Here is a 13,564-nt window from a genome sequence, read left to right on the forward strand (position 1 = left end):
TACAAACCATGGAGGGATCGTTATGCGCCAATCTCATTTATTTGCACCGACTTTACGCGAGGCTCCGGCTGAAGCCGAAGCACTCGGACACCGGATGCTGCTGCGCGGAGGCTACATCCGTCCGCTCGCTGCCGGCGTTTACTCTTACCTGCCTTTAGGGCAGCGGGTGCTGCGGAACATCGAGAAGATCATCCGAGAGGAAATGGAGCTCGCCGGAGCCGCGGAACTGATGCTCCCTTCGATGCAGCCTGCCGAACTATGGCATCAGTCCGGACGGTATGACGAGTACGGCCCGGAGCTGATTCGCTTCCATGACCGGAATGGCCGCGAATTCGCGTTAGGTCCTACGCATGAGGAAATCGTCACAGCGCTGGTCGGGCAGGAAATCAGCTCTTATCGCCAGCTGCCCTTAAGACTTTACCAGATACAAAACAAATTCCGCGACGAACGCCGTCCCCGTTACGGGCTGCTGCGCTGCCGGGAGTTTGCGATGAAAGACGCCTATTCGTTTGATACCGACGAAGCCGGATTGGATGCAGCGTACACGGCGATGAGAGCGGCTTATGCGCGCATATTCCAGCAGTGCGGGCTCATCTTCCGCGAGGTGGAAGCCGATGCGGGCGCCATCGGAGGCAGCGGCGGTTCGCACGAATTTGTCGCGCTGGCCGAAATCGGGGAAGATACGATTGCCGTATGTTCGCATTGCGAATACGCGGCGAATGTGGAGAAGGCGGAAACTGCGCCGTTGCAGCAAAGTGAACACGGCGCGGATGCAGGGGTACCGGAAAGACTGTATACGCCGGGCATCCGCACGATAGAGCAGCTTGCCGTCGCCGGATACAAACCCGAGCACATCATCAAAACGTTAATTTATGTCGCAGACGGCACGCCGGTCGCCGTACTGGTCAGAGGGGATCACGAGGTTAATGAAATCAAGCTGATGCGTCATCTCGGCGCCCAAGAGCTTGTCCTGGCGGACGCCGAAACCGTGCTTGCCGCCGCCGGAGCGCCGGCCGGATTTGCCGGGCCGCTGAAGCTGAGCGTGCCCGCCTACGTCGACCGCGAAGCGGCAGCGCTCCGCAGCGCCATTACCGGTGCGGGCGAGCAGGACTGGCATCTGAAGAATGTGCGTCCCGGACGCGACTTTACTCTGGAGCGAATTGGTGATTTTCGCATCGCCCGCGAGGGAGATCCATGTCCCCGCTGTCATCATCCCCTTGAAAGTTACCGGGGAATCGAAGTCGGTCACGTATTTAAGCTCGGGGACAAATACAGCGCGCCGCTAAATGCCGTCTACAGCGGGACGGACGGCCGCATGCAGAGGATGCAGATGGGCTGCTACGGCATCGGCGTTTCCCGTCTACTGGCGGCCGTTGCAGAGCAGTGCGCCGGCGAAAAGGGGATTGTCTGGCCGATGGGGATCGCCCCCTTCCACGTGCATCTGATCCGCGTCTCCGCCAAAGATGAAGCCCAGAGGACGGCGGCGGACACGCTTTACTCCCGTTTGCAGGGAGAAGGGCTTGAGGTGCTATTTGACGATCGCGACGAACGTGCCGGGGTGAAGTTTCATGATGCCGATATGTTGGGCATCCCGCTTTGCCTCATTATCGGCAAAGGTGCTTCAGAAGGCCTCGCCGAGCTCAAACATCAGAGCAGCGGCCGCCAATGGGAGCTTAAGCTTGACGATGCGGCAGATTTTATAAAAGAGATCGTTCAATCCGAAATGCGGTTGAAGGAAAACAATAAATGAGACCGGAAATAAGAATGTTAGCGAAACAACTTACACAAATAAATCGAGAAATAAATAATGATGCTGATTAATGGGACAAGAATACGTCTGCATAAGCCGTGAACTATCCAAATCGGTATACACCGCCGATAAATTGCCTTGCCCTTGCACGCTCATCTGCAGTACGTTCGGGATAAAGTACGGACGCCAAATCCAATTCGAGCCGCGGTATGCGGCGTCGACCCGCCATGCGCCCAGATCGGTACGGGTGAAGTTGGAAGATATTTGCCGTCCGTCTTCCCGGCATATGTAGATACGCTCCACATTTTCCGCTACGCGGGTCAGCAGCCCTTGCACCAGCGCATCGGCATCGTCCGCCGATACGATCCACGCTTCCGCGGTAATCAGCTCGTTTAAGCTGTCCTGTACGGCATACAAGCTGCGGTATTTTTTCAGCTCCTGTTCCGTATACAGCTTGATTTCTTTCTTAAGCATCTCTTCAAACGTATCTTCGGTTATAAAATGCGGCTCGGCCGGCGAGAACAAAAAACCTTGCACATACCGGGCCCCGGCTTCGAGCGCATTATGAAGATCTTGTTTGGTCTCTACGCCCTCTACGAGCAGGGAAGCGCCGATTTGCGAGGCTAAGATGGAGAATGATTTCAGCAGCGCTTTATATCCCTTGTGGACCGCGCTTTTTTTTAATATTTTCAAATCCATTTTCAAAATTTTCGGTTGAATGGTGGCGATACGGTCATAGTTGCTGAAGCCGCTGCCAATGTCGTCAATCGCAATCGTACAGCCGCGCCTGCGGTAAACCTCGATAATTTGCGTCAGTTCTTCCAGTTGGCCTTGAAATTCCTCTTCGGTTATTTCAATCACGATCCGCGAAGGATCGATCCCGTGTTTTTCCACAAACTGCAGTGTGGGCAGCGTCTTCGTCTCGCGAAACATCCGGTAGATCCAAGACGGCTTCAAATTAATAAATAACCACGCCCCCGACGAATCGCCGGACAATTTCTGAATGGCTTGCTCCCGTAAAATGCGGTCGATCCGCAAATGAGTTTCATACTGAATGGATGTATCCCCGAAAAAGGGGCCCAGACTGCGTATTTCATTACCTATCTTTTGTCTGCCCAGCGTCTCGTAACCAATAACCTTCTGGGTTTGGAGTGAAACGATCGGTTGAAAGAACGGCAGGATTTCTCTTTCGCCCGGTATCATCTCGCTGTATCGCACCATCTGTCACCCCTTTTTGATGCCTGTTGTGTGGGAGATTTTCTGACATGTTATATCGTTATGTGTATTGTAAAGCACAGCCTCTTATGAACGCAACAACAATTAGCATGATTTTCCTGCCCCCTTTCATTTCTTTTCATTTCCAAAGAGATTTGCTAACCATTTGTCGTACAATACAACAATGAATGGGAGCTTTAAGGTAAGGTTGGCTCCCACTTGAACTGGACTTCGGGAATCCATTTCTGATGTGTAAAATCTCTGCCTCTCAGCATTACCCGGTCCTCGTAAACCTCGACGTACAGCCCTTCACTGCTTCTGAGTTTCTGCGGGACCCGCTGTCCGTCGTCATCATAAGGTTCATATACCGAAGAACTGCCAATCATCGTAAACCGGTCCCGCACCATCGTTTGTGCCATACCCAGCCGTGCATGCGTATGCCCAGAGAACAAGATGACCTGGGGATACCGCCCCAATATGGCGGCAAGCTCCCGGTGCTGCACAACCCCGCGCTCCGCGCCGCTTCCGCTCACCGTATCCGGCAGCGGTTGATGCAAAAAAACAAATACCGGCTTTGCCGGCTCCCCTCCTGCCTGCAACCGTTCCTGCAGCCACTCAAGCTGCCCGGCCGACAAATAAGCATCTTCTCCCATTTGCGAATCCGACTGCCGGTAACGTTCCGAACCGAGGAAAATAAAATGATATCCGTTCAACCACTTGTCATAGTACACCGTGGGCTCGCCGGTCAGCTGCAGAAACCGCCGGATCGAAGCCGCTTCCGTCTCCCCATTCGGGAACGCCGGCATGTTCCACTTCCCGGATTGGTCGTGCCATGCCTGATAATATTCATGATTGCCGATGGTAAAAAATAACGTCCGGGGATGCGGTGTTTTCTGCAAAATGCGAGACAATGCCGCGTAATCGCGCGGCGATCCGTCGCCCAAATCACCGTTGACGATCAGCGCATCCGCCTGCGGATTCACCTCGTTTAAGTCAGCCAATGCCGCCTGCAGCTTCTGCGCGGCCAGCTCGTCAAAGCTTTGTGCGTGAACGTCGCTAATAACCGGGAAAGCAAGCAGCGGCTCAGCCGCTCCGGCATGCCCCGCTCCCGCCAGCCATCCGCCAATAAGTCCCATGATTCCAAGCGCATACATGCCCTTTATCATCTTCCTTACACCCTTCCCTTCTGCCGATCTGGGCATCTGGCCCAGATCTTCCTGATGTACTCTCAGTATGGATTAAGCGGCAAAAACTATTCCGCCTCGAGAGGGCGTAGGGCTAACAAGAGGGCAGCGATTTCCCGATATTACTGCGCGACATGCCAAAGAGACCCTGCTTATACAAAGCGGGTCTCCCGATGTGAGCAAAACTCACTGATTATAATAATTGAAAGCCTGCGCTTTCCATCCATTTCACAAATCCGATCCGGCCATGCTCGGTCCGTTTAAATACGCCGGCATCCTGCAGCACCTGGGCAAATTTGCGGCCGACCTCATCCTGTACGGCTTGCTCCGCCGCCTGCTCCTCAAGGCCGGTGCCATAACGCTGGCAAAGCTCGCGAATCCAGATAACATGTTTGTTCAGCTCATGCTCCCCGTTTTGTTCAGCGGTCTGAAGCAGCTCTGCATCGCCGGACAATATGCGCTTGATCCCGTCTAGCTCTCCCTTCAAGCGGCCCGGCAGCACAGCCAATCCCATCACCTCGATCAAGCCAATGTTCTCCTTCTTGACATGGTGAAGCTCCTGATGCGGATGGAATATGCCGTCCGGATGCTGCTCGCTCGTCCGGTTGTTACGCAGCACGAGATCGAGTTCATACTCTCCGCTGCCGTTGTTGCGGGCAATCGGAGTAATCGTGTTATGCGGAATGGCGGCTTCGCCATCCTTAACCGTATACGCCAAAATATCCTGCTCCGGATCGCTATATTCGCGCCAAGCGTCAAGCAGCTCGCCGGCCAGCTTCAGCAGCGGCAGCTTGTTGTGGCTCGAGATACGGATAACCGACATCGGCCAGTTGACGATACCCGCCTTCACTCCCTGATAATCGGGATGAGTAAACGACATCTCCACCGGGGCTTTTTCCATGGCAAACCTATGTTTCCCGCCTTGGAAATGCTCATGGTTAAGGATCGACCCGCCTACAATCGGCAGATCGGCATTGGAGCCGATGAAATAATGCGGGAACTGGTCGATAAAATCAAGCAGCCGGTAAAACGTCGTTTTCGACATTTTCATCGGACGGTGCCGGCGGTCGAAAATAATGCTGTGCTCATTATAGTAAACATAAGGCGAGTATTGAAAATACCACGGCTCTTCGTCCAGCTCCAGCGGTATCACCCTCAGGTTTTGCCGTGCCGGATGGTTCAGACGGCCGGCGTAGCCGACGTTGTCGATGCACAGCAAACATTTTGGATAATTGCTTTGCGGCGCATTTTTGAGCATGGCGATTTCCTTCGGATCTTTCTCCGGCTTAGACAAATTCACGGTTATCTCCAGATCGCCGTATTCCGTCGGAGCCAGCCAATACAAATTGCTGGCGATCCGGTCCATGCGAATGTAATTCGCATCGATACACAACCGGTAAAAATCGTCCGTCGCCATCTCCACACCGCTGTGCCTCACCGTCTGCCAAAACTTAGCGGCTACCTCCGACTGGCGCGGCATCAGCGCCCCCATCATCCGCGCATCCAGCAAATCGCGCAGCGTGGTGTTGTTGTCCTCCAGCAGGCCTGAAGCTGCCGCGTAATCAAGCAACTCTTCGAGAATTCCTACCGGGCTGTTTGCCGAAGGGTCGTTTAACGTGCCTTCGTAAGGCTCACTGATATGCAAAAGATCAAGCAAGCTGTTGCGCGCGGCATAAGCGTCAATCGGCTCCATCAGTCCGCGGCTGGCCGCGAATTGGAGCAGGCGCTCGATGTTTTGCGCCGCCCGTTGTTCATGTTGATTGGATGTCATAGCTGTTCACTCCCTGTTTCTGACCTGCACAGCGCTTACGCCTTGGCGTAACCATGCGGATTGGCCTGATGCCAAGCCCATGCGGAAGCGATGATGTTCTCCAGCTTGTCGCGTTTCGGCTGCCAGCCGAGCTCGGCTCTCGCACGTTCCGAGGAGGCGATCAGTACAGCCGGGTCACCGGCCCGGCGCTGCTCCATCACAGCCGGGATCGGATGTCCGGTCACTTGACGCGCCACCTCGATGACCTCATTGACGGAGAACCCATTGCCGCTGCCGAGGTTGTAGATGCCGCTGTCTTCGCCGCGGCGCAGCTTCTCCACCGCCAGCACATGCGCGTCGGCCAAATCGCTGACGTGGATATAGTCGCGCACACAGGTCCCGTCCGATGTCGCATAGTCATTGCCGAAGACGGTAATATGCGACCGCTGACCGAGGGGAACCTGCAAGATGAGCGGGATCAAATGGGTTTCCGGGTTATGGTCCTCGCCGATCTTGCCGCTTTCGTGAGCGCCTGCCGCGTTAAAATAACGCAGCGATACATATTTGATGCCATGGGCGGTATCAAACCACTTCATCATTTTTTCCATCGCCAGCTTAGTTTCGCCATAGGCGTTAGTCGGCAGCGTCCGGTCCGTTTCTTGAATCGGCACGTTTTCCGGTTCGCCGTAGGTGGCCGCCGTGGAGGAGAACACGATTTTGCCCACTCCGTATTCATTCATTTTCTCCAGAAGACATAACGTGCCATACACGTTGTTATGATAATATTTGCCCGGCAGCTTCATGCTTTCGCCAACCAAAGAATTGGCTGCAAAATGAATGACCGCCTCAATCTTGTTCTCCTGGAACACTTTATCCAAAAACACCTGATCGCGGAGATCTCCCTCGTACAGCTTGCCGCCAAGCACCGCTTGACGATGGCCTTGCTGCAGGTTATCGACAACAACGACTTCTTCGCCGCGCGCCAGCAGCTCCGCTACCGTATGGGAACCGATATACCCTGCGCCGCCTGTCACCATGATAGCCATCCCAACCTCTCCTTGTCCTTTATCGTGTTATGTGCCTGTATATAAAGCCGCCGAAGCAGCTTGTGTAGACCTGTTACGCCAATGCTTTAACCCCGTCGCCGATATCGCATACGTAGAAGTCGGCCTTCAAACCGGTTTTCGCCGTATATTCTTCGCCAACCTCGTCCATAAACCGCGCTACGCTGTCCTCATGGACCAGCGATACGGTACAGCCTCCGAAACCGGCTCCGGTCATCCGTGAGCCCAAAACGCCGGGAACCTTCAGCGCCGCTTCGACCATTGCGTCAAGCTCCGCTCCCGTTACCTCGTACAGATCGCGCAGCGAATCGTGCGAACCGATCATCAGCTTGCCGAATGCCGCCAAGTCGCCCGCCTTCAGCACCGTCACCGCTTGCTTCACACGGTCGATTTCCTCCACGACGTGGCGCGCCCGGCGGCGAACTGTCTCATCGCCGATCAGATGGGCCGCATCGTTAAATTGCGCGAGCGTCAGCTGCCCAAGCAGCGTCAGCTCCGGATAGCTGGCTTGCAGATCGCGGACCGCCTGCTCGCATTGCGCTCTTCTCTCGTTGTATTTGGAGTCGACGAGGCCGCGCTTTTTGTTTGTGTTGCCGATAACGATTTTGTATGCCCCGGTCTGAAACGGCACATGTTCGTATTCCAGCGTATCGCACATGAGCAGGATTGCATGATCTTGTTTGCCCATCGCTACGGCAAACTGGTCCATGATGCCGCATTGTACGCCCATGTATTCGTTCTCCGCTTTTTGCGACAGCAGCGCGATCTTCACTTTATCAATCGACGGCGCCTCAAAAACCGTCATGATGCCAAAAGCCGTGGCCACTTCGACCGATGCCGATGAAGACAAGCCCGAGCCGTTAGGGATCTCTCCGAAAAACAGCATGTCGCAGCCCCCGACCTGCAGCCCTTGCTCAACCAGCTCGCTGATAACGCCCTTCGGGTAATTGGCCCATTCGTGCTCCGGGCGAAACGATAAATCGTCCACTGCAACCTGTACGCGCAGCGGGAAGTTGCCGGATGCCAGTCCAAGCTGTCCGTCTCCGCGTTTGCGGATCAGCAGCGTTGTTCCGAAGGTAAGCGCCCCCGGAAAAACGTAACCTCCGTTATAATCGGTATGCTCGCCAATCAGATTCACGCGGCCCGGCGCATGAAACGTATGAACCGGTTCCGTACTTTCGCCGAACAATGCTGTAAATTGCTGCTGTAAACTTTTCAAATCTGCCATGTAAATCAACACCGCCTATTCTTTTTTCTTTACTGGAAACGGCTCTTCATAGAGTGCTTTTGATACTTGTAGTATACGTGATTCCGCCAGATTTCACTATGGAGCTATGTCAGAAGCATATGGATAAATGTAAGATCGCGAATATATTTACCCGCAAGTATGATACAATTTACATAAAGATTCCAAGGTGCCAAAGGAGCGGTGCGGCATGCCTCAGCCGGAAAGCTATTACGTAACATCGAACCCGATTCAGCCTTCGCAAGACGAAGAGCTGTATGTCTTGTTTACAGGCATCAGCCAAACGGCTCCCAGGCATAAGTTAGGCCCGAAGGTCGTCGATTACTATCTGCTGCATCACATTGAATCGGGAAAAGGAACCTTTACCTGCGAAGGCGTCACCTACGAACTGGGGACCGGCGACAGCTTTTTTATCGAGCCGGGGCATTTGATCAGCTATGAAGCGGACGGGGACGACCCCTGGTTTTACCGCTGGATCGCATTTAATGGCTCCAAGGCGGCCAAGCTGCTGCACAATCTGGGCATTACTTCTCACCGTCCCGTCGTGCAGGCAGGGGACCTTTCGTCACCCGCGGCACATGCCGACCGGATCAGAACGTTATTCCAGGAACGCTCCGCAACAGCTCACCTGAAATCATCCGCATTGCTCCAACTGCTGCTAGCCGAATACGCCGATGTGCTGCAGCCGCTGAACCGTCTGCCGCAAGAGCATGCAACTGCCGGGGAAAAGGCGGTCCAGCAAGCGATTCAATTTATTACCGCACAATACGCCGAGCCGATCACGATGGAAATGATGGCGGAAAACCTGGGATATCATCGCGCCTATTTATCGACCTTGTTCCGCAAATACACCGGCATGACGCCGGTAACCTTTCTGCTCAAGCACCGGATTGAGAAAGCCCGCCATCTCCTGCGCGAACGCCAGGAGTTGACCGTCGAGCAGATTGCCGCCTCCGTCGGGTTTCACGACGCGCTTTATTTCTCAAGGCAGTTTAGACGATGGTGCGGCATGCCGCCGACGGAGTACCGCGAGTCGATGAAAAAACTGTGAGTTCTCCTTTCGTTGCACACAGCGTATATAGACAAAACTTCATGCAAACAGGCCGCGTCCCGGACGACACGGCCTATTATTATGCGCTAACTATTATCTTCTTCATACCAACTGCACTCTTTACCCGATTTGGCTGTTATAGAATAAACATCCGTCCCGGCCGCCGGCCTTCACCTGGTACATGGCCAAGTCGACGTTTCTCAGCAGTGTGTCGGCATCGCTGCCGTCTGCCGGAAAAACGGCCACTCCCATGCTGACGGTAGACTGCAGCGTCCTGCTGCCGATATCCCAGCCCTTGCGGATTGCCGACAAGATGCGGTGTGTGACCAGCTGAATGCTGTCGACCGACTCAATCTTCGGCAGCAGGATGCTGAACTCGTCCCCGCCGATCCGGGCGAACATGTCAACTTCCCGAACGCAGCGCTTCACCCTGTTGGCGAAAGCTCTCAGAAATTCATCACCGATTTCGTGACCGAACGAATCGTTAATCATCTTAAAATCGTCGATATCCAGCGACAGCACCGCAAGCAGTTGACGGTTCCGCTTTGCATATGCCAGCGATTGGTTTAATTGCACTTGAAACAATCGCCGATTCGGCAGCTCGGTAAGGGGATCGTGAAACGCCATTCGCACAAGCTCTTCTTCGAGCAGCTTGCGCTCGGTGATCTCTTTAACCGCCCAGATGCATGTATTCTCCTTCGCCTGCTCTCCGCCGCCAATGCAAAATCCTCTACCCTCATACCATACAACATCGCCGTCATCGCGAACACTCCGGTATTCGACCGTGGAAGGGACCTTCCCTTTCAAAGCCAAATCAAGCGCCTGGCGAACATGGCTCTGGTGTTCCGGTTCGATACCGCTGATATATTCTTCCATTTCCCGGACAGTTCCCGAAGCTAGCTCGGTACGACAAGAACGTCCATACATCCAACGTCCTTCCGCATCCAATACATACACACTTTCAAACATATGATCAACCAGCGCGAGCAGCGTTTCCTGCTGCAATAACAGCTGCTCGGCCTTGCGAGCATTCTCGGTCGGCCCCAATAACGACATGCTGTGCCCCACCCCTTTTACCGATTCACCCGACCAATGCCAGGATATGAAGTTCGCGGCTTTTGCTCAAATCAACGTATTTCCCGTCAACCCGGATCAGCGGATTAGCGACATCAAGCGGATTCATTCCGACAATCTGACAGCGGCGGCCATCCGTCAGAATAGCCTCGTCTCCGACAGCCATCTCCATTAAACGGTGTATAAACAGCTTGCAAATGGACGGTTCCAGCTTCCCGAATCCGTCATCCAGCATCTGCTTGATAACCAGATGAAACGGCGATGCGTCTTTATATACTCTTTTCGAAGTCATGGCGTGAAAAATGTCCGCCACCCCGACAATTTTGCTGAAAAAATCGATTTCGTGGGCTTTTAGCCTGTACGGGTACCCTCCGCCATCCTCCCGCTCATGATGCTGCAAGGCCACTAAAGGTACCCGCGCATCCAACCCGGGAATCTGGCACAGCAGATCGTATCCGATCACCGTGTGTTTCTTCATCACCGCGTATTCCTCATCGGTATAACGTCCCGGTTTATTTAAAATGTAGTCGGAGATGTGGATTTTTCCGATGTCGTGCAGTGTTGCGGCCATCGTCAGCAGCGCAAGTTCGCTTTCGCTTAAATGCAGCCACTTGCCGATTAATGTGGAGATGACACCTACGCCGATATTGTGCCGGTACGTATAATCATCCTTGGCCTGCAAGCCGGACATCACGCTTTGCAAGCTGGGGTATTCGGCAGCTTGATGTATGGCGGGAATGATCGATTGGTTTATTTCTTCCACGGGCAGTGTGCCCTTTTCACTCAAGAAGTGAAACATCGATTTTACTTCTTCCATGGCCTTGACCACGAGCTTGTCATTCGTTTTGCTTTCGCGGGGCGCCAGTTCCTGCTTATCCAGCTCGAAATCGTGAACACTCAGCGAAATGCGGTGATTTTCAATCATTTCTACATGATGGTTATCTATAATCGTTTTGGCAGGAATAAGTACGACTCCCCGCTCGTTAAATAAATCGCGTTTGATTGTATAGCCAATCCATTGACGAAGGGTTCTTCCTTCCATCATGCTCACCACCGCGGAACATTTAATAGAAAGCTAAAGGGAACGAATTACTTCTATAGTAGCATGATCGCCATAGTCTGAAGTTAAAATTTCACTAAATTATTGATGAAATCCGTTTGAAGCTTACCCGCCGTCCTTTGGCCGAAATACCGGCAGCACGAACAAAATGGACGCTCCTTGCCCCGGAGAGCTTTCCGCCCAAATGGTTCCGGCATGGAACTCGACAATTTCCTTGGCGATCGACAATCCAAGCCCGCTCCCTCCTCCCGCAGAGCTGCGCAGTTTGTCGTTTCTATAGAACCGGTCGAACACATACGGAAGGTCTTCCTCCTTAATCCCGGGGCCGGAATCGCCGATACGCGTGACGATTCTCCCGGCGCCAACCGTATATTCGAGTGTAATCGTGCCTCCGGCCGGAGTATGCTTGATCGCATTATAGATAATGTTGGTGTACACCTGATCCAGACGGTCGACGTCTATCATAACAAACAAGGAAGGGCCGGGTTCCTTCGACGGAAGCCGAAGCTCGAAGGACAATCCGGCATTTTTCACCTCCAGCTCGTATCGTTCGAAGAATAGCCCGACATATTCCCGCACCGGCAGCTCCTGCATGGCAAAGCTGATCTGCCGCGCTTCCAGCTTGGACAATTCGAAAAGGTCGTGAATCAGCCGGTTTAAGCCAATTATGCGCGCATGAATAAGCCTTAAATATTTACGGAGCTGCTCCGGCTTATCGACTACGCCATCCAGCATCGCCTCCACATAACCTTGAATCAGCGTCATCGGCGTGCCGAGATCGTGGGAGATATTGGAGAGCAGTCTGCGGCGCGAATTTTCCAAGCGGGCAAGCTCCGCGTTCATTTTTTCCAAACTTTGATTGGATAACTCCAAATCGGCCGTACGTTCGTTAATTTTGCGCTCCAGCCCGGTATTGACCTCCCGCATATGCCGCGACATGCTTTCCGCCTCGCGGTATGTTTTGGCAAACCGGAAGTGGATAATCAATGAAGTCAGCCAAACAAACAAAATGAATCCTACAGCCATTAAAATCCGACTCTCAGAAATGCGCAGACCATCCGATACAAGATATATATACAGCGCAATAATGATGAGCACCCCGATCAAGCCGGTAAATGCTCCATCAAGCTTACGTTTGGCGGCAAGTCCCAGCACGTACAGACCGTAAGCTGCCGCCGGAATGGTGATGACAATCTGAAGCAGATCGGCATAAGTGACAAGCGGAAACGGCGCAAGCAGCGAATAAGCGCTAAGCAGAATGGAACTCCAGACGATGATCTTGAGCACGCGGCGCGAATATTCCACAGGATACAACGCCGAGAACAGCAAAACGGCCAGCGACAAGTTGACGCTTAACATCACATATTGCGCGCGCATCATCGCTTTCCAGGGCAAGTCGGCCACCCAACCGAAAGGCGATATGTCGCTGATTAGTATTGCATATACACCCAGCGCCAAGCAGAACAATCCGAAGTATAACCTGGCTAAATCCTTCCTCCAAATGCGGAATACACCGAGGTGATAAATACTCATAACAAACAGACTGCCGTATAAAAACGCGTCGGTCATCCACCGGCTCCGGTCTTCTTTCGCCATCATCTCGGCTGTTCCCAAGATGATGCTGCTCTGTACCCCGCTCGTCCGGTATTCGTAGTTGGACACCTGCAGCGTTAGCGTAAACTTCGTGGACGGCGATTGAAAATAAATCATTTCCGCTTCCGTTTGCGGCCGGGAAGAAGCAGCATCCGTGCCGACCTGGCCTTTGGAGGCGACCAGTTCGCTGCCGATCCACAGCTTATAGGCGGTGGCGATTTGCGGCACACGCAGCGCAAGCTGCTGCTGCGGACTGGCTAATATGATACGCAGCCGGTAGGTGCCGTATCCCGTAGAGCTATGTTTGTCCGGTTGGGCCGGCTGCCAAGAGCCGGGCAGCACAGTAAACCACCGCGGCGGAACGGCATTTTGATCGGGCTCCAGCAGCTGCATCCAATCGAAAGCCCATCCTCCGTCCAGCGTCAACGGACCGTCCTGCGACAAATCCCATGCAGAGAGGTTAAGCGTGCCACGGATCGCTTTGGGTGCATCGGGTGAAGAATCGACATCATTCGAGCAACCTGTCGACAAAATGATAGCGAAAAGGAGCGCCAGCATCTTATAATAAACTAAAACC

The 13,564-nt window shown here is 53.6% G+C and carries 10 protein-coding genes; 2 read left to right on the top strand and 8 right to left on the bottom strand.

Annotation, left to right across the window (positions count from 1 at the left end; translation table 11 throughout):
- Nucleotides 1-22: 22 nt before the first annotated feature.
- Nucleotides 23-1,750: a proline--tRNA ligase gene (locus EYB31_RS28425; protein ID WP_131016855.1), complete on the top strand. Its 1,728-nt coding sequence runs from the start codon at nucleotides 23-25 to the stop codon at nucleotides 1,748-1,750.
- 30 nt (nucleotides 1,751-1,780) lie between these two features.
- On the opposite strand, the gene EYB31_RS28430 is transcribed toward EYB31_RS28425, so the two are convergent.
- From EYB31_RS28430 to EYB31_RS28450, 5 genes are all read right to left on the bottom strand, one after another.
- Nucleotides 1,781-2,953: an EAL domain-containing protein gene (locus tag EYB31_RS28430; RefSeq protein WP_165452662.1), complete on the bottom strand. Its 1,173-nt coding sequence runs from the start codon at nucleotides 2,951-2,953 to the stop codon at nucleotides 1,781-1,783.
- A gap of 209 nt (nucleotides 2,954-3,162) precedes the next feature.
- Entirely contained in the window at nucleotides 3,163-4,131 is a 969-nt protein-coding gene (locus tag EYB31_RS28435) for a metallophosphoesterase family protein (protein ID WP_165452663.1), read from the bottom strand.
- A 211-nt stretch (nucleotides 4,132-4,342) separates the two neighbouring features.
- The gene (locus EYB31_RS28440) at nucleotides 4,343-5,920 is read right to left on the bottom strand and encodes a UDP-glucose--hexose-1-phosphate uridylyltransferase (RefSeq protein WP_131016858.1); all 1,578 of its coding nucleotides are present in this window, start codon (nucleotides 5,918-5,920) and stop codon (nucleotides 4,343-4,345) included.
- Nucleotides 5,921-5,955: 35 nt separating this feature from the next.
- Nucleotides 5,956-6,945 carry a UDP-glucose 4-epimerase GalE gene (galE, locus tag EYB31_RS28445; RefSeq protein WP_131016859.1) on the bottom strand — a complete coding sequence of 330 codons (990 nt, stop codon included), beginning with the start codon at nucleotides 6,943-6,945 and terminating at the stop codon, nucleotides 5,956-5,958.
- 73 nt (nucleotides 6,946-7,018) lie between these two features.
- Nucleotides 7,019-8,191 (bottom strand): galactokinase, encoded by a 1,173-nt coding sequence (locus EYB31_RS28450; protein WP_131016860.1) that lies wholly within the window; start codon nucleotides 8,189-8,191, stop codon nucleotides 7,019-7,021.
- Between the two features lie 208 nt (nucleotides 8,192-8,399).
- Here EYB31_RS28450 and EYB31_RS28455 point away from each other — a divergent pair, with 208 nt between their 5' ends.
- Nucleotides 8,400-9,260, top strand: a complete 861-nt coding sequence (locus tag EYB31_RS28455; protein WP_131016861.1) for an AraC family transcriptional regulator — start codon at nucleotides 8,400-8,402, stop codon at nucleotides 9,258-9,260.
- A gap of 120 nt (nucleotides 9,261-9,380) precedes the next feature.
- On the opposite strand, the gene EYB31_RS28460 is transcribed toward EYB31_RS28455, so the two are convergent.
- The 3 genes from EYB31_RS28460 to EYB31_RS28470 form a co-directional block, all read right to left on the bottom strand.
- On the bottom strand, nucleotides 9,381-10,316 hold the full coding sequence (locus EYB31_RS28460; protein ID WP_131016862.1) for a sensor domain-containing diguanylate cyclase: 936 nt from the start codon (nucleotides 10,314-10,316) through the stop codon (nucleotides 9,381-9,383).
- A 25-nt stretch (nucleotides 10,317-10,341) separates the two neighbouring features.
- A complete protein-coding gene (locus tag EYB31_RS28465) occupies nucleotides 10,342-11,379 on the bottom strand; it encodes an HD-GYP domain-containing protein (RefSeq protein WP_131016863.1) in 1,038 nt (345 codons plus the stop codon).
- A 120-nt stretch (nucleotides 11,380-11,499) separates the two neighbouring features.
- On the bottom strand, nucleotides 11,500-13,518 hold the full coding sequence (locus EYB31_RS28470; protein ID WP_165452664.1) for a sensor histidine kinase: 2,019 nt from the start codon (nucleotides 13,516-13,518) through the stop codon (nucleotides 11,500-11,502).
- Nucleotides 13,519-13,564: the final 46 nt, after the last annotated feature.

The sequence above is a fragment of the Paenibacillus thalictri genome (genome assembly GCF_004307995.1).
GTDB classification, from domain to species: domain Bacteria; phylum Bacillota; class Bacilli; order Paenibacillales; family NBRC-103111; genus Paenibacillus_AF; species Paenibacillus_AF thalictri.